Raw genomic sequence first — 19,373 nt, forward strand, 5'->3', positions numbered from 1 at the left:
TAAATAAAAATTTAAATATATCTAATATTTAAATATATTAATTGATTAATAAAATGATATTTCAAAAAATAAAATAAATTACATTATATTTAAATTATGAATTTTATTTTAAAAAATAATATAAATAATAACAAAATATTATGTTTCATTTTATGAAAAAACAAATATATTTAAAACTACATATTATAACTATTACCAAAAATAATGCTTTGCAGCGTATTGATAATTTTTTATTTCAATACTTTAAAACAGTTCCGAAAAATATGATTTATCGTATTATTCGTAAAGGAAAAGTAAGGATTAACAAAAAAAGAGTTAAACATAATTATAAATTGCAAAAAAATGATATTGTTCGTATTCCTCCTGTTAAAATTGAAAAAACAAGAAAAAATTTTTTCAAAAAAATTTCATTTCATAAATTCATCTTATATGAAAATAAAGAATTAATTGTTATAAATAAACCTACAGGTATGGCTGTACACGGAGGTAGTGGTTTGAAATATGGAATTATTGAAATGCTAAAATTTTATTATAAAAAAACTAATTTTTTAAAATTGGTTCATCGTTTAGATCGCGATACTTCAGGAATTTTATTAATAGCAAAAAAAAATTCAATATTGCGAAAATTACACGATCTTATGCAAAAAAAAGAAATTAATAAAAAATATTTAGCGCTAGTAAAAGGAAAATGGTCTTCTAAAATAAAAAATATAACCATTCCATTATTTAAAAAAAGATTAGAAAATGGAAAACGTATCGTTCAAATTAATCAAAAATACGGAAAATATTCAAAAACTCTTTTTAAAGTAAAGGAAAATTTTTCTTCATTTGCAACATTAGTTAAAGCGAAACTGATTACTGGACGAACTCATCAAATTAGAGTACATGCTAAATACGCAGGACATCCTATTGCATATGATGCTTTGTATGGTGATAAAGAATTCAATCTTAAACTTAAAAATTTTGGTATTGACAGATTATTTTTACACGCATATTCATTATCTTTCCAATACCCAAATACTAATGAAATTTTTTCAATTACAGCACCTTTGGATAAACATTTATCTCAATGTTTAAAAAAATTACGATCTAATAACAATGAATTAAACGTGTAATATAAAAATTAATATAATTAAAAATAGATTGATATTTATACTATTTTTTAAATTTAATCAATTTTATCAAAAGTAATTATATAAAATATTTTATTGTAAAAAATAAAATTTTACGCATATTTATTATTTGAAAATAATTTATTAATTTTAACATTATGTTTTAATTAAAATTAAATGAAGGAGTAGTTTTTTTAAAATAAAATATAGTTTATTTTTAACTTTTATTTACATAAAATAAATAATTATGATAGAATTTTATAAATTAATATTTTATATTATTTACATAAATATATTTTATTATTTATTAATTAATTTTATAGAGATATTTGTTAAATATAAAATAATATGAAATAATATATACAAATATTATATATTGTTTGAATAAGTGAAAACATAATATATAAAATAATATTTTTATTTTTTTAAACTTAACATTAACAGAATTATTTTACATTATTATTTATTTATTATAAAAAATTTTATGTAAATATAGTATTTTTTAAATATATAATGGATTTAATTAAAATTAATAATAAATAGTCTAAAGAGGGAAATTATAATGGCTGTTCAAAAAAATAAATCTACTCGATCTCGCAGAGGAATGCGTCGTTCTCATACAAAAATTCTTTTTCCGATATTATCAATTGATAATATTTCTGGGGAAACACATATAAGACATCATGTTACTGTTAATAATTATTATAGAGGAAAAAAAATAAATATTGATTTAAAACATAAAGTGTAAATATATTAAAGTGTTTTCATTAAACCAATTAAATAATTTATAAATATATTTATTATAATATTATATGTTTAATATCTTTAATATTATATATTTGTAATATTTAATTTGATATTTAAAAAATTTTTTGTTTTAAATTATTTATTAGTTTTGAATTTATGTAATATTAAATTAATCTTTTATAAATTTTTATTGTCAATATAATAAGTTATTTAATATTTACTAAAATTTTTGATACAAAAAGTTATCTATCTGAGCGTAGTTTATTTAATTTTAATTTGAAAAAAATGAAAAATATTTCGAATTAATGGATTATTGAAGAATTAGAATTTATAATCATTATATTGTACAAATACTAACGAAACTGTTTTTAAAATGAAAATTATGTTCCGCTAAACAAAACGTTAAATATATTTGGTATTCGTATTAATAAAACTGGAATGATCATTGTAGTTATTATTTTTTTCTATTCATACTTTTGAGCTCTGTTTGCCAATTCAATATAATTTAAATATTAATGATATTTTTTTTGATTTAATAAGAAGCAACATGTTTTGAAAGTTATTTATATGCTTAGTGTAGTAGATAATTATATCAAAAATAATGTAACCAAATATGTGTTATTTATTGAATCTAATACAATAAGTCAAATTCTTGATCCAAATGATAGAGATACTCTAATTTTATTTAGAATAGATTTAAGTACAGTACAGGTTAATCCAATAACTGAGTATTTTTCCATCTATTTACACGTTAATGGAAAGTGTAATAAAATATTAACATTGCTTTATTATAAAGCATATTAGTCCTTCTTCTTATAATTTATTCAAGTGTATTTCGATGAGATATTAAGATAACAAGATGTGAATTAATACATATTATAAATGAAACTCTTAATTTTAATTATAAAAAAATTAAATTAGCTAATTTTGTATCAAGCAAATTTTCATATTATTGCTCTTGTGCAAAAAAAAATTAAAATAGATATGAAAAAAGTTATTATATTTAATAAATGTAAAAATACTTCTCTACCGAATCTATTCCATTAGGTCGGAATAAAGAATACGGGATAAATAAATTCGAAAAGAATATTTAATTTTTTTAGAAACATTTGAAAAGAATTTACTTGAAGTTCAACATTATTTTATTTTTAATTGATTTTTAAGGAGAATGACTATTTTATCTGTAGTATTTCCAGGGCAGGGTTCTCAAAAAATAGGAATGTTATCAAATCTTTCTACAATATATACAGAAGTAATTGATACTTTTAACGAAGCATCAACTGTTTTAGGATACGATTTATGGAAATTAGTACAAAATGGACCAGAAGTTGAATTAAATAAAACTTGGAAAACCCAACCCGCGATATTAGCTGCATCAGTGTCAATATGGAAAATTTGGAAAAAAATAGGCGGAAAAATGCCAGAATTAATGGCTGGACATAGTCAAGGGGAATATTCAGCATTAGTATGTTCTGAAAGTATAGATTTTGTTGCAGCAATTAAATTAGTAGAATTCCGTGGCAAACTTATGCAAAAAATGTCTCCTTTAGGTACAGGTTCCATGTCTGTTATAATTGGTTTAGATATTAATAGTATTCGTTTTATTTGTAATAATGTTAAACAAGAACAAATTGTGGAGCCAGCAAATTTTAACACCCCAACGCAAATTGTAATTTCTGGACATAAATCAGCTGTAAAACGTGCTGAAATTGCTTGTTTAAAAGCTGGAGCAAAAAATGTATTTACTCTTCCTATTAGTATTCCTTCACATTGTTTGCTAATGAAACCAGCTGCTAAGAAATTAAAAGAAAAATTGAAAACGTTAATCATATCAAAACCAAATATTCCAGTAGTAAATAATGTGAATGTATGTGTAGAAAATGATCCTATAATCATTAAAAAATCTTTAATTAGACAAATGTATAATCCAGTTCATTGGAGTAATATTGTACAATATTTTTTTGACAGAGGAATAACAGTATCTTTGGAAATGGGTCCAGGAAAAATTTTGACTGGACTTGTGAAAAAAAATATTAGTTCTTTAACAGGAATATCAATAAACGATTATATGTCTTTAATGTTAGCAATAAATCAGCAAAATTATTGGAGATAAAAATGAGTTTTAAAAATAAAATTGTATTGGTAACTGGAGCAAGAAAAGGTATTGGATATGCAATTACAAAAATATTTTTAATTAAAGGTGCTATTGTTATCGGAACTTCTACTGATATCTTAAGAGTTGAAAAAATTAATAATTATATAAAGAAATATGGTAAAGGAAAAGGAATGAAATTGGATATATCTAATGTAGATTCTATTGATAATTTTTTTAAAAAAATACAAAGAAATTTTGGAAAAGTTGATATTTTAATTAATAATGCAGGAATTTTATGTGATAATTTATTAATAAATATGAAAGAAAAAGAATGGCAATCTGTTATAAATGTAAATTTAACATCTATATTTCGTATTTCTAAAAGAGTAATACGATATATGATTAAACAATGTTACGGTAGAATCATAACAATTGGTTCTGTCATTGGAAGTATAGGAAATATTGGACAAACAAATTATTCTGCAGCTAAAGCAGGTTTAATTGGGTTTAGTAAATCATTAGCAAAAGAAGTAGCACATAAAGGAATAACAGTAAATGTTATAGCTCCAGGATTCATTATTACTAATATGACCAAATCTTTGTCGAATAAACAACGTGCAAAAATATTATCTAAAATTCCAATAAAACGATTTGGAAATATCAAGGATATTGCTAATATTGTTGCTTTTTTTGCTTCCGAAAAAGCATCATATATTACTGGAGAAACAATTCATGTTAATGGTGGTATGTATATGCCATAATAAAATAGTTAGTATAAATTTTATTAAAAGTTTAAATAAAATTAAAAATTTTATATTTGTCTCTTAAATATTATAAAATTGCGAAAAATCTTGATAGGAATTTAATAATATGAATACTATCGAAAAAAATGTAAAAAAAATTATTGTTGAACACTTAGGTGTTAAAACAAAAGAAGTAATAAATAGTGCTTCTTTTGTTGATGATCTTGGGGCAGATTCACTTGATATTGTAGAATTAGTTATGGCATTAGAAGAAAAATTTCATATTGAAATTCCTGATGAAGAAGCAGAAAAAATTACCACTATTCAATCTGCCATTGATTTTATAAAAAAAAATAGACACATATTATAAATTAATAAGTTATTTTATTCATCCATTTTAATAAAAACAAAATTTTAATTATTCAAAATCTTTTTAATTTGATATTATTAACAAATAAAACTACATTTTTATAAAATTTGTAAAATTTTGTAAGTTTTAATTTATTTGTAAAATATTTTATATATCACATATAAATTTTAAATTATATAAAATGTAGTTTTATTCAATAATAATTTTCATATATTATGTTAATAAAAAGTACACTGTTGTAACAGGAATTTTATGTTAGGAAAATTTATTGTAGTTGAAGGTTTAGAAGGTGCAGGAAAAACAACTGCATCTAAAGAAATAATAAAAATTTTACATAATTATGGTATTTTTAATATTATTAAAACACGAGAACCTGGTGGAACGCCGTTAGCAGAGAAAATGCGTGTATTAATAAAAACAGGATTTAAACAAGAACCAATTACCAAGTATGCAGAATTGCTTATGTGTTACATAGCAAGAGCGCAATTAGTTGAAAATATTATTAAACCAGCTTTATTACAAGGTTCTTGGGTAATATGTGATAGGCACGATTTTTCTTCTTTTGCATATCAAGGAGGAGGGAGAAAAATAAATAAAAATTTACTTAAAGTACTACATTATTCAATATTAAAAAATTTTCATCCTAATTTAATATTTTATTTAGATGTATCTCCTATAGTTGGTTTATCTCGTATAAAAAAAAGAAATAAAACAGATCGTATTGAAAAAGAAACATTATCTTTTTTTAAAAGAACTCGTTTTTATTATAAAAAATTAGCAAAAAAAAATAAATATACTTTTATTATCGATGCTAATGAAACTCTGGAAAAAGTTAATAATTCTATAAAAAATACATTAAAAAACTGGTTAAAATGAAAAAAAAAACACTAAATAAAAATTTATATCCTTGGCTAATCGATTCGTATGAAAAAATTTTAAATAATTACAAAAATAAAAACAAAGAATGTTTTCCTTTATTTTTACATAGTCTGTACAATGTAGGAGAAGATATTTTGTGCTACACTATTAGTTGTTGGTTAATATGTTCTGAACCCAATAACATAAAAAATTGTGGTATGTGTTATTATTGTAAATTGATGCAAGTTAATAGTTATCCTGATTATTATGAAATAAAACTCTCGAATAAAAAAAACGATTCAATTAATTTAGAAAATTTATATTGTTTTATTGATAATGTATATAGATTTCCTTTTTATGGAAAAACCAAAGTAATATCTATATATTATATTGAATTTTTTTCGAAACGAATTATTCGTTTAATATCAAAAGTATTAGAAAATCCACCAAAAAACACTTATTTTCTGTTTGTTTGTTTAAAAGAACCGTTAGAAGAATTAACGAGAATTAAGAGTTATTGCTTTTATTGGAAAATTCCGTATCCTGAAGAAAAAATTGGATTAAATTGGTTAAGTAAAAAAATCACTAACAACCATTATTCTGTTTTTGAGCTTAAATCTGCGTTGCGAATTTATAATGGTTCTCCAATAAAAGCAAAAAATTTATTACAACCTGTTCTTTGGAAAAAACGGAACATGTTATTTTCAAAAATGAAATATGCAATTTTTAAAAAAAATTTTTTGTTTTTATTACCAGATTTCTTGAAAAATAATGCACAAGAATTAATATTGTGGATTTTAACATTGTTGTCTGATTCTATAAAACAACATTTTGCAATACAAAATTTTTTAATTAATATCGATCAAATAAAATTAACACAATTTATAGTGCAAAGCTATTCTGTTAATGAAATATATGTGCAATGGAATAATTGGATAAAATGTAAAAAAATATATTATAAACTTGATAGTATTAATCAAGAATTGTTATTTACTAATATTTTATTAAATTGGAAATAAATTTCATAGGCATTAATTATATGTTTTTAGTTGATTCACACTGTCATCTTAGTAAATTAAATTATGAAACACTACATATAAATATACAAGATGTGATAAAAAAAGCAAAAAAATGCAATGTAAAAATGATATTGTCTGTTTGCAATACATTATCAGATTTTAATACAACTATTAAAATGACAGGATATTATAATAATAATGTAATATTAAGTTGCGGAATTCATCCATTATATGTTAACAAACTATGTAATTTTCAAAAATTACGTTCTATATCTAAATTAAGTTGTGTCAAAGCACTAGGCGAAACTGGATTGGATTTCTTTCGTAAGAAAAATAACAAAAAACAACAAAAAATATTTTTTCGAAAACATATACAAATCGGAAAAGAAATAAATAAACCTGTTATCATACATACTAGAAATGCAGAAAAAGAAACATTGAATATTTTGCAAGAAGAAAAAATAGAAAAATGTGGGGGTGTAATACATTGTTTCACTGGAAATCGAAGAATAGCTAAAAAATTTTTAGATTTAGGTTTATATCTATCAATATCTGGTATCATTACTTTTAAAAATTCAGAAATTTTGCAAAAGACTATTCAATACATTCCATTAAGTTATTTATTATTAGAAACAGATTCTCCTTATTTAGCTCCAATTCCTTACAGGGGAACAGAAAATCAACCTGCATATATTAATAATATTGCATACGTTATTTCTAAAATAAAAAAAATATCACTAGAACATCTATCTTCTATAACAACATTTAATTTTTTCCAATTATTTAAAATTTATCCATTAAATAACATAGATTAAATATCTAATTATATATTTTGGCTAAAAAATTTTATCCTTTATTAATAAATAAATGTGAAATTTTTTTAAATTAACTTAACATTAATATACTTAATAAAATTATTGTTTTACTTCAAATATAATTTTGAAATAGAATCGTTTATATTTCAACTAAATATGCATAAAATTTTAAAAAAATTATTATTAATATTCAAAAATACTTTTAATTTTAAAATAAATATTAACAAAAATATTATAAATAATTATAAAAAACTTTTTAAATATAAAAATACTGAATAATATATAGTAATTTTAAAATTAAAATAAAAATACAAAAATATTTTTTAATTTGATTAATATTTAATTTAAAATTATTAAATTGAATAATTTTATCATTTTATAAAATATAAATTTAAAAATATAAATAAATCATATAGAACATCATTCATATATTTACGTATTATTTACACAATTTTGATATATAAAGGATTATATTTAAAAAATTAATATTGTAATATTTATCATATTTGTGTACTATGTAAGAAAGTTAATAATTAAATATAAATTTTGTTATTTTATATTTTATACTTTTCTAAAATCAATATATTAATACAGTAATTATTAAGAGGAAATAATAAATGAAGTTTATTGAATTTCTTAAAAAAATGGTTTTTATTGTTTCTTTTGCATTAATCACATCATGTGATAATCATAATAAAGATATAAATTTTGATATAGACGAAAAAGATATTTCTGCACAAGATATAAAAAATGAACTTAATATTATCAATGAAAATGAAATAAATCAAGATAATTCTAATGAAAATTTTCATTTAACATTACGAAAATTACAATATAATAATACTATATATTTCGATTTAAATAAATATGAAATTCGTCCAGAGTTTTTTCACATATTAGATGAATATGCAAACTTTTTGTCAAACAACCCATCTTATGTAGTAATAATTGAAGGACATACGGATATAAGAGGAACAGAAGAATATAATATTGCATTAGGAAAAAAAAGAAGCAATTCTGTTAAGAAATATTTGCAAAATAAAGGAATTTCTATTAATCAAATTGACACTATTTCTTATGGAAAAGAAAAACTTATTTCATTTGGTTATGATGAATTTTCTCATGCAAAAAATCGTCGTGCTGTAAATATATTAAAATGTTTAAATGAATAAAATTTTAAATTTGCAATATTTTATTAAAAATTAAAAATATTTAACATTTATTTTATTAATATTAGTTATTATGTAGACAATAAAGATTAGAAAAGGTTTTTATGAAAAAAATTGGTATTTTTTTTGGTAGTGATACTGGAAATACTGAGAATGTTGCTGAAATTATACATAGAAAACTTGGAAAAAATATATCCGATATTTTTGACATAGCTAGATCTAATAAGAAAAAAATTGAAAGATACGATAAATTAATACTTGGTATACCAACATGGTATTACGGGGAAATGCAATGTGATTGGGAAAATTTTTCACCAATATTAAAGAAAATAGATTTTACTGGAAAATTAGTTGCAATATTTGGATGTGGAGATCAAGAAGATTATTCAGAATATTTTTGTGATGCTTTAAATAGCATCTATATTATTACAAAAAAACAAGGAGCAAAATTTGTTGGAAATTGGCCTATTGAAACTTATAATTTTGAATCATCAAAAAGTTTAATTAATGATACACATTTTGTTGGTTTAGCTATTGACGAAGATCGTCAGCCCAATTTAACTTTTAAAAGAATTAATTCTTGGGTAGAACAAATTTATGATGAAATGAATTTCATATCTTAAATGTTTAAAAATAAAATTATATTGGAATGTGATTTAGTTTAGTTTGTATAATGATTAAATTTGATACATCAATTAATATATTTATTTTAAAAATATTATTTTGTTTAATAAATGTAGAATTATTTTTATGTATTCAAAATAAATATTATTAAATGTATTAATTATATTAAAAAATGATTTTTTTATATAAAAGAAAATTTACTAAAATCTAGTAGCGGAAATTTTTCAAAAAAACACTAAAATTATCTGTTCTAAATATATTAATAATAAAATTGTTAAAATAACAGAAGATAAAGAGAAATTATAATAAGAGCTTTTTTCATAGAAGAAAAATTAAAATATTCATCGTATGGAATTTTTTGTCATTTTATTAACGATCCTAATCATATTTAAATATTTGGAATTAAACGCAATATAAAAAATTGGATTATTTAGCTTTAGATTATAGGAAAAAGGAAAAATCGATAAATGTAAATTAGATAAAGTTTATTGTACAAATTTTACCTAATTTAATTATTAAAGTTTTTCAAATAATAATTTTAATGAAAGTTACTAAAATAAATTTAATATAATAAAAATATTATATTTTATAATTTTGTTTTTATATAAAATTTATTCATTTCAAAACGATTTTTTAATATATTTAATACATTAAAAATAATTTTTTATCTACAAATATTGATAATTATTATTTTTTTTAAAATTCTTGATTTTTTATTTTATATTTAATTATATAGACACTTCTACATAATTAATTAATACAAATTTAAAAAATAGTTAAAATAAAAATTTAAATTTAGCTAAAATAATTAAATTAATTAAAATAACAATTAACTGTGTAGAATGAATATATTTTACAAGATTTTATTTTTTAAAATACAATAAATATTATTAAAAATATACCACAAAATTAGTATTTAATAAAAATTTATTTATATTGTAAAATCTTAAATAAATTTCTAATAAAATATTAATCTTTTTGATAATTTAAATAAAATATAAATTTCATAATTTTCTAAAAATTTTTTTAAAAACATTATACAATGCTTTAAATTATAAAACATATTTAACTTTTAATTATATTAATGTTAAATTATCAAAATATAATAGCTAAATTAATAACATATAAAAGAAAATTAATTTCTAAATTATCTGATTATTTAGAAAAATTATTCCAAATAAAGTAAAATTTTAAAAATTTTAAAACTATTTAATATTTTATAAAATTAATATTTTAACAATTTAAATTTAAATATTTGCAATAAAAAATAATTTTGTATTTATATTTAAATAAATTAATATTAAATAAAATTTTATTTAATATATATTAGTCATAAAATTCATTATGACATTCTGTATTCATAGAATTTTTTAAAAAAACAATTTTAAAAGAGAAATATATTATGGGGTTAATATCACCTATATCAAACATATTAAAGGGATGTATAAATATTAATACTGAAGTTACAGTACAAGGTTGGATACGAACTAGAAGAGATTCTAAACTTGGAATATCTTTTTTAAACATTTATGATGGTTCCTGTCTTAAGTGTTTACAAATTATTGTGAATAAAAATATAGAAAATTATAATAGTGATATTTTACGCTTAACAACAGGTTGTTCTATAAAAATAATTGGAAAATTAATTAATTCTCTTGGAAAAAAACAAAAATATGAAATAAAAGCAAAATATGTTAAAATATTAGGATGGATAGATAACCCCAGCGTATATCCTATATCTGCTAAATATCATACAATGGAATATTTGCGAGAAGTTCCACATTTAAAACCAAGAACAGGTTTAGTTGGAGCAATAACTAGATTGCGGCATTTTCTTGCGCAATCTATTCATAATTTTATGAATAAACAAGGCTTTTTTTGGGTCACAACTCCTCTAATAACTTCTGTTGATACAGAAGGTTCTGGAAAAATGTTTCGTGTATCCACATTAGATTTAAACAATTTACCTGTTAAGTCTCGCGGGAAAATAAATTTTAATGAAGATTTTTTCGGAAAAGAAACATTTTTAACTGTTTCTGGGCAATTAACAGGAGAAAGCTATGCATGTGCTTTATCTAAAATTTATACTTTCGGTCCTACATTTCGCGCAGAACATTCTAATACTAGAAGACATTTATCTGAATTTTGGATGGTAGAACCAGAAATGGCTTTTTCTACTCTAGAAGATATTATAATTTTAGCAGAAAAAATGTTGAAATATATATTTCATGAAATATTAACCAATTCATATGAAGAAATAAAATTTTTTCAAAAAAAAATACATAGATTTGAAAAATATAATTATATAAAACAATTAACCAGTACAGATTTTGTACATATTGAATATTCAGAAGTAATAAACATTTTAAAAAAAAATAATAAATTTTTTAAAAACACAATTTCATGGGGAATGGATCTTTCTTTTGAACACGAATGTTATTTAACTGAAAAATATTTTGGTTGTCCAATAGTAATAAAAAATTATCCGAAAGAAATTAAGGCATTTTATATGAGAATAAATGAAGATTCTAAAACTGTCGCAGCTATGGATATATTATTTCCCAGAATAGGGGAAATTATTGGGGGTTCACAAAGAGAAGAACGATTAGAAAAATTAGATAAAAGAATGGAAGAAATTGGACTTAATAAAAAAGAATATTGGTGGTATCGTGATTTACGACGTTATGGAACTGTACCCCATTCCGGTTTTGGGTTGGGATTAGAAAGATTAATGGTATATATTACAGGAATAAAAAATATTAAAGACGTTGTTCCTTTTCCTAGAACTTTTCATAACGCTCATTTTTAATTTTATAAAAATTTGAAATTATAAATATTTTATATACAATAATAAACAGCATGGAATAATTATTTAAATAATTAACAATGTATATATTTAAATAAAATATTTAGTTTTTTATTAGAATATTTTTACATATTATAAATTTCATAATATTTTATTATGTTTAAATATTAAATATATTTGACAATACATTTTTATTTTTGAATAAAAATTTTATTTATTACAAAATATTTTATTTTAAATATATTTTAAATACAAAACACAATATCAAGAATATTAGAAAAAATTTTATAAATTTTCTATTAAATTTGTTTATAAAATTATTTTCTATACTAAAATCAAATTCTTTAAGGTATAACTACTTTAACAATTTATTTTATTTATTAGAGCAATTTTAATAAAATATTTTAAAAATTAAATAAAAAATTAATTCTATTTTTAATTCTTTTTAGGTTTAGAATGAGACACATATTTTGTTTAAAATTATGAATTTTGTTCTTTTTTTATATTTTTTCAATTTTGAAAAAACAATAATACAAAGAAAATCCTAAATTTTTTAATTTCTACTTTTTAATTAATGCTTTAATTATATTATTTAAAAATATGTATGACTATATCTTGGTTATTTATTTTAAACAAAATTACATTTTTAAAAATCTTTGATAAATTCAGATTTAATTATAAATTTCTAAAATTAAGATATTATATTCACAGATCACTTCTATTATATGAAATAAAATTATAATTTTTGTATTATTAGCAACTTAAAATAATTTTGTAAAATTAATAGAAACATTTTTATAATTATTTTATCATTATTTTCTATATTTTTTTTTCTTCATTAAATAAAGATAAATTAATAATTCTATTTTTACTATCAAAATTTATCAATTTTACTTTTAAAACATCTTTTTTCTTAAACGAGGAAAAAGTTTTTTCAATATTTTGAGAAGATAATAAATCTTCATTAGAACAATTCAAATATCCTTTTACACAATCTTCCAAGAGTACTATAATTTGTTTTTTTTCTTTATTTATGAAAATAATTTCCCCTTGCACAATAGATCCAATTTTATTTAATAATAAATAACTATTTATTGGATCTTCAGTTAATTGTTTAACTCCTAATGAAATACGTTCCCGATTAATATCAACTTGTAATAATACTGTTTCTATTTCGTTTCCTTGTTTGTATTGTTTAATAATTTCTTTTCCTGAATTTTTCCAAGAAATATCAGATATATGAACGAGTCCGTCAATTCCATGTTCAAGTTCAACAAAAATTCCAAAATCTGTTATAGATTTAATAATTCCTTTTATATGATCATTTTTCTTATATGTATTGGAAAAAATTTTCCATGGATTTTTCGTACATTGTTTCATTCCTAAAGAAATACGATGTCGTTGCTCGTCAATATCTAATATTTTAATATTTATTACATCATTTATATTAACTATTTTTGATGGATGAACATTTTTATTTTTCCAATCCATTTCAGAAACATGAACTAATCCTTCAATTCCATCTTCTATTTCAACGAAACAACCATAATCAGTTAAATTAGTTACTTTACCCGTTAATTTCATCCCAACAGGATATCGATCAGTTATAGAAACCCAAGGATCTCTACCAAGTTGTTTTAAACCCAAAGAAACACGAGTTTTTTCTTTATCAAATTTTAAAACCTTAACAAGAATTTCATCGCCAATACTTACAATTTCGCTTGGGTGTTTAACCCTCTTCCATGCCATATCAGTAATATGTAATAAACCATCTATAAAACCCAAATCTATAAAAGCACCATAATTAGTTAAATTTTTAATAATTCCCTTTATTTTCATGCCTTCTTTTAAGTTTTCTAATGCTTGATTTCGTTCTTGTTCATTATCTATATCAACAACAGCACGTCTAGAAACTACAATGTTATTTCTTTTTTGATCTAATTTAATTATTTTCAATTCTATTTCCTGTCCTTCTAAACAAGAAAAATCTTTCTGTATTTGTCGAATATCTATTAAAGATCCAGGTAAAAAAGCGGGAATACCATTTATATCTATAGTAAAACCACCTTTCACCTTTCCATTAATAATACCAAGAACAGTGCTTTTTTCTTCATAAGCTTTTTTTAAAAATAACCAAGATTCATATCGTTTAGCTTTCTCTCGAGATAAAATAGTTTCTCCGAACCCATCTTCAATTTGTTCTAAAAAAACATCAATTTTATCGTTAATTTTAATTTTTATTTCTCCTTTATCATTTTGAAATTGTTCGGAAGGAATAAGAGATTCAGATTTTAACCCTGCATCAACCAAAACTATATTTTTATTAATCGACAATACAGTTCCACAAACAATAGATCCTGGACGAATTTCATGTTTTTTTAAAAACTCTTCAAAAAGTTGAGAAAAAGATTCTTTCATATTAGTTTAAAATTAAAATATAAAAATTTCAGTATTTAATTAAAATAAATGTGATTTTTTAAAAATTAATTAAAAATTTATTAATTATCAATAATAAATTAAAAAATATTTCCAATATTATTAATGTATTTCATAGCTTCTTTTACTACTTCATGTTCATTTAAATAAGTTGAATCTAAAACTAATGAATTTGTAGCACGTACAAGAGGAGATATAATACGATTTCTATCATAATCATCTCGTTTTTTTATTTCATAAAGAACGTTATTAAGAGTAACATTAACATTGTTTTTCTGCAACTGTCTAAAACGTCTTTTAGCTCTCTTTTTTATATCTGCATCTAAAAAAATCTTTATTTTTGCGTCAGGAAAAACTACAGTACCCATATCTCTCCCATCAGCAATTAATCCAGGAAAAGCACGAAATCTACGTTGATAATTTAATAACATTTTGCGAATATTAGGAAAAGAAGAAATATGAAAAATTGTATTATTAACACGATGATTACGAATTTCCCAACTAATATCTTTATTTTCTAACATTACGTTTGTTTGATTATTTTGAATTTTAAAAGACATATTAGAATTTTTAATTACAGATAATAAACTTTTTTCATCAATAATATTATGATATTGCGACAACAAATTTATTGTTCTATAGATTACTCCAGAATCTAAAAAATTCCACTGTAATATTTTTGCTAAAGTTGCGCATAAAGTCCCCTTCCCTGAAGCACTAGGACCATCCACAGTAATAACAGGAGGAAGACTTTTATTGTCACCATTAACAATATTTTTACAATTAGATAAAAACACAATATTTAAATTTTTCTTACACATTAACATACTTTTATTTTTAATTGTTGAAAATAATTTTATTATTTTCACAAATCTTGCGAAAAAATGCTTATTTTTTTAAGTTGTTTGAAAAAATTAGGGAAAGTTTTATAAGTACATTTTGGATTAAGAATTGTTATTGACACATTAGATAACGCTATTAATGAAAAACACATTGCAATACGATGATCATCATATGTATTAATAATAGCTGGATTAAATTTATCAGGAGGTGTTATTTCTAAAGAATTTTCTTTTTCTAAAACATATGCGCCAACTTTTCTAAGTTCATTTGTCATAGCAGAAAGTCTATCAGTTTCTTTAACTCTCCAATTATATATATTGCGAAGTATGGTAGTTTTTTTTTTATCCACAAATAAAGCTAAAATAGCTACTGTCATTGCAGAATCAGGAATATGATTCATATCCATATCTATGGCATATAAATTATTTTTTTTGCACTCAATATAATTATTTCCCCAATAAATTTTTGCACCCATTTTTTGCAATACTTTTGAAAAACCAATATCCCCTTGTATACTAGAACGATCTATTCCAGTTACTCGAACAGTTCCTCCTTTAATTGCCCCTGCTGCTAAAAAATATGAAGCGCTAGAAGCATCTCCTTCTACTGTATATTCTCCTGGAGATTTATAAACACTTTTCCCTTTTATATGAAATGTTTTATAATGATCATGATAAATTTCTATTCCAAAAACTTTCATTATCTTTAATGTAAGAGAAATATATGGTTTAGATACGACTATATCATCACGAATAGAAATATAAGTATCTTTAGATGCTAATGGCGCCATCATTAATAATGAACTTAAAAATTGACTAGAAATTTTGCTATTAATATTAATTATTCCCCCTTCATATCCACCAAATAATTTAATTGGAGGATATCCATTTTTCTCAAGATATTGTATTTTTGCACCACCCTGCCGTAAAGCATCTACTAAATGATTTATAGGTCTTTCTTTCATTCTAGATATTCCCGTTAAAATTATATCTTTTGAATTTAAAGATAATGCAGCTGTCAACGGTCGCATAGCTGTTCCTGCATTTCCTAAAAATAAAGTCAAAGAAGAATTATAATATAATGGTTTTCCTAATCCATAAATTTTACAAAAATTACGGTCTGGTGAAAGAAAATAATTTACATTAAGTTTTTGTAATGCTATTAACATATAACGAACATCATCGCTATCAAGCAAATTATTTATACAAGTAATTCCATCAGATTGTGCTGCTAGTAACAAAACTCTATTAGATATACTTTTCGAGCCTGGCAAATTAATTGTACCATTAACATAAGAAATGGGTTTTATAACAATTTTTTTTTCCATTTAAACATATATTCCGTTTAATATTATATAAATTAACTCTAATTATATTACAAACTTGAACATGTAAAATTAAATTTTATCTAATTTGTTAGTACAAAATATTAATAAATGTAATATGTTTATTATACTAGTACTATTTAATTATATCAATTCATAAATATAGAAATTTTATATTATTATAAAAATACACATACTTTATTAAAATTAATTATTGTTTATTATAAAATAATAAAATTATAAATTAATAAATTATCTAATTTGATTTCATGTTTAAATTTAATAAATTAAATTAATATAATTATATTTGACTCATAATTTTATAAATTAATTTTATATGTAAATAATAAAAAATATTTTTTAATATAAAATAATATTGAAAAATTAATTTTAAAACATATGATACTTTATAGAATATATTTTAATTAAAATATTAGTTTGATTTAAATCAAATATTTTATTAAATTATTTTTTTTAATAAAATTATCTTCTATAAGATAGAAATGGTAAAAATTTTTTAGTAATTTAGTATATAAAATTGTAAATTATTTCGTACAATACTTTAATAGGATAAATTATAATTTATGCATATTTTAATTCATTTAAAATAAAAATCTTAGAATTATATAATATATTAACATCAATAATAGAATTATTTAATAAACTAATTTTTGCTAAAAATTTATATGAATTTAAAATGAAAATATAATATAACATTTAAATATGATTAAAAAACGTTTTAAAAATTTTATTTATCAAATCATTAATAATGACTTATTATCTGGAAAACATAAAAAAATATGTACTAGATTTCCTCCAGAACCTAATGGTTATTTACATATTGGACATGCTAAATCTATTTGTTTAAATTTCAATTTAGCTAAAGATTACAATGGATATTGTAATTTACGAATTGACGATACTAATCCAACACAAGAAAATATAAAATATATTAATTTTATTAAACGTGATATTAAATGGTTAGGTTTTCATTGGAATGGAAAAGTTCGTTATTCATCTGATTATTTCGATGTAATGTATAAATATGCATTAGAACTTATTGAAAAAAAATTAGCTTATGTTGATCAATTATCTTCAAAGGAAATTCGTAAATATAGGGGTTCTTTAATACTTCCTGGTAAAAATAGTCCATATAGAAAACAAAGTATTAAAAAAAACAAAATATTATTTTTAAAAATGAAACATGGAGAATTTTCTGAAGGAAATGCATGTTTGCGTGCTAAAATTAATATGAATTCAACTTCTATGATTATGAGAGATCCAATATTATATCGCATTAAATTTGTATCTCATTATAGAACTAAAAATAAGTGGTGTATTTATCCAACATACGATTTTGCTCAATGTATATCTGATGCTTTAGAAGGAATTACACATTCTTTATGTACTTTAGAATTTCAAGAAAATCGTAAATTATATAATTGGATTTTGCAAAATATTTCTTTTAATAATACTTATCCACATCAATATGAATTTTCCAGACTTAATCTTCAATATACTGTTACATCTAAAAGAAAAATACGTAAATTAATTGAAAAAAAAATTATTGAAGATTGGGACGATCCGCGTTTACCCACTATTTCTGGGTTACGTAGAAAAGGGTATACACCAAATTCAATTAAAAATTTTTGTTATAATATTGGTATAACAAGACAAGATAGTAACATAGAAATATCTTCGTTAGAATCTTGTATTAGAAAAGATCTAAATGAAAATGCAATAAGAAGTATGGCAGTTATTAATCCTCTGCGTATCATTATAAAAAATCTTCCTAAAGAATACGAAGAAAACATTATAATGCCAAATCACCCTAAAAAAAAAGTAATGGGAACCAGAAAAGTAATTTTTAGTAAAGAAATTTATATAGATAAATCTGATTTTTGTGAAATAAATAAAAAAAATTATAAACGTTTAGTATTAGGAAAAGAAGTTCGTTTACGAAATTCTTATATAATTAAAGCATGTTATGTAAATAAAGATATAAAAGGAAATGTTATTTCTGTAATTTGCACATATGACCCAAACACATTACATAAAAATCATAAGGATGGAAAAAAAAAACTTGGTGTAATTCATTGGGTTTCAGCTAAAAAAAATATTAAAGCAAAGTTTCATTTATATGAAAAATTATTTAATGAAGTAATTCCAACAGAAAAAAGTTTAATTTCTTCTATAAATAAAAATTCGCTTATTATTTATAAAGGTTTTGTAGAATCTAATATGTCAAAAGCTAAAATCGGTGAAAACTATCAATTTGAACGTATAGGATATTTTTGCATAGATAACAAAAATAATAAAAATCTTTTTCCTTACTTAATATTTAATCGTACTGTTACATTACGAGAAAAAATTAATAATTAGTTTTTATGTAAAATTAATTATATATTTTAT

Annotated in this window: 15 protein-coding genes and 1 pseudogene; 13 read left to right on the plus strand and 3 right to left on the minus strand. The window is 21.2% G+C overall.

Features of this window, described 5'->3' with window-relative positions:
• The first annotated feature begins 152 nt into the window (after positions 1-152).
• The 12 genes from rluC (at position 153) to asnS (ending at position 12,361) form a co-directional block, all read left to right on the plus strand.
• The gene (gene rluC / locus WEOB_RS01125; protein ID WP_281263726.1) at positions 153-1,115 is read left to right on the plus strand and encodes a 23S rRNA pseudouridine(955/2504/2580) synthase RluC; all 963 of its coding nucleotides are present in this window, start codon (positions 153-155) and stop codon (positions 1,113-1,115) included.
• 559 nt (positions 1,116-1,674) lie between these two features.
• Positions 1,675-1,860 (plus strand): 50S ribosomal protein L32, encoded by a 186-nt coding sequence (gene rpmF / locus WEOB_RS01130; protein WP_281263727.1) that lies wholly within the window; start codon positions 1,675-1,677, stop codon positions 1,858-1,860.
• Positions 1,861-2,411: 551 nt separating this feature from the next.
• Positions 2,412-2,663 carry a hypothetical protein gene (locus WEOB_RS01135; RefSeq protein WP_281263728.1) on the plus strand — a complete coding sequence of 84 codons (252 nt, stop codon included), beginning with the start codon at positions 2,412-2,414 and terminating at the stop codon, positions 2,661-2,663.
• A 364-nt stretch (positions 2,664-3,027) separates the two neighbouring features.
• Positions 3,028-3,972, plus strand: coding sequence for an ACP S-malonyltransferase (gene fabD, locus WEOB_RS01140; RefSeq protein ID WP_281263729.1), 945 nt, complete (start codon positions 3,028-3,030; stop codon positions 3,970-3,972).
• Positions 3,973-3,974: 2 nt separating this feature from the next.
• On the plus strand, positions 3,975-4,715 hold the full coding sequence (gene fabG / locus WEOB_RS01145) for a 3-oxoacyl-[acyl-carrier-protein] reductase (protein ID WP_281263730.1): 741 nt from the start codon (positions 3,975-3,977) through the stop codon (positions 4,713-4,715).
• Positions 4,716-4,824: 109 nt separating this feature from the next.
• On the plus strand, positions 4,825-5,067 hold the full coding sequence (gene acpP, locus WEOB_RS01150; RefSeq protein WP_281263731.1) for an acyl carrier protein: 243 nt from the start codon (positions 4,825-4,827) through the stop codon (positions 5,065-5,067).
• A 252-nt stretch (positions 5,068-5,319) separates the two neighbouring features.
• Positions 5,320-5,943 (plus strand): dTMP kinase, encoded by a 624-nt coding sequence (gene tmk / locus WEOB_RS01155; RefSeq protein WP_281263732.1) that lies wholly within the window; start codon positions 5,320-5,322, stop codon positions 5,941-5,943.
• Complete coding sequence (locus WEOB_RS01160; RefSeq protein ID WP_281263733.1) at positions 5,940-6,944, plus strand: DNA polymerase III subunit delta' C-terminal domain-containing protein; 1,005 nt, start codon at positions 5,940-5,942, stop codon at positions 6,942-6,944. The genes tmk and WEOB_RS01160 overlap by 4 nt, the downstream gene beginning before the upstream one ends.
• Before the next feature lie 20 nt (positions 6,945-6,964).
• On the plus strand, positions 6,965-7,759 hold the full coding sequence (locus WEOB_RS01165) for a YchF/TatD family DNA exonuclease (protein ID WP_281263734.1): 795 nt from the start codon (positions 6,965-6,967) through the stop codon (positions 7,757-7,759).
• Positions 7,760-8,376: 617 nt separating this feature from the next.
• Positions 8,377-8,931: an OmpA family protein gene (locus WEOB_RS01170; protein ID WP_281263735.1), complete on the plus strand. Its 555-nt coding sequence runs from the start codon at positions 8,377-8,379 to the stop codon at positions 8,929-8,931.
• A 101-nt stretch (positions 8,932-9,032) separates the two neighbouring features.
• A complete protein-coding gene (fldA, locus tag WEOB_RS01175) occupies positions 9,033-9,551 on the plus strand; it encodes a flavodoxin FldA (protein ID WP_281263736.1) in 519 nt (172 codons plus the stop codon).
• A gap of 1,403 nt (positions 9,552-10,954) precedes the next feature.
• A complete protein-coding gene (gene asnS, locus WEOB_RS01180; RefSeq protein WP_281263737.1) occupies positions 10,955-12,361 on the plus strand; it encodes an asparagine--tRNA ligase in 1,407 nt (468 codons plus the stop codon).
• Positions 12,362-13,183: 822 nt separating this feature from the next.
• On the opposite strand, the pseudogene rpsA reads toward asnS, so the two are convergent.
• The 3 genes and pseudogenes from rpsA to aroA all read right to left on the minus strand — a co-directional run.
• Positions 13,184-14,776: pseudogene (gene rpsA / locus WEOB_RS01185) on the minus strand (30S ribosomal protein S1); the annotation flags it as partial.
• Between the two features lie 98 nt (positions 14,777-14,874).
• Positions 14,875-15,615, minus strand: coding sequence for a (d)CMP kinase (gene cmk, locus WEOB_RS01190; protein WP_281263738.1), 741 nt, complete (start codon positions 15,613-15,615; stop codon positions 14,875-14,877).
• 44 nt (positions 15,616-15,659) lie between these two features.
• Complete coding sequence (aroA, locus tag WEOB_RS01195; RefSeq protein WP_281263739.1) at positions 15,660-16,964, minus strand: 3-phosphoshikimate 1-carboxyvinyltransferase; 1,305 nt, start codon at positions 16,962-16,964, stop codon at positions 15,660-15,662.
• 720 nt (positions 16,965-17,684) lie between these two features.
• Between aroA and glnS the strand changes: the two genes are divergently transcribed.
• The gene (glnS, locus tag WEOB_RS01200) at positions 17,685-19,343 is read left to right on the plus strand and encodes a glutamine--tRNA ligase (RefSeq protein ID WP_281263740.1); all 1,659 of its coding nucleotides are present in this window, start codon (positions 17,685-17,687) and stop codon (positions 19,341-19,343) included.
• The last annotated feature ends 30 nt before the right edge of the window (positions 19,344-19,373 follow it).

The organism is Candidatus Westeberhardia cardiocondylae, assembly GCA_001242845.1.
GTDB classification, from domain to species: Bacteria; Pseudomonadota; Gammaproteobacteria; order Enterobacterales; family Enterobacteriaceae; genus Westeberhardia; species Westeberhardia cardiocondylae.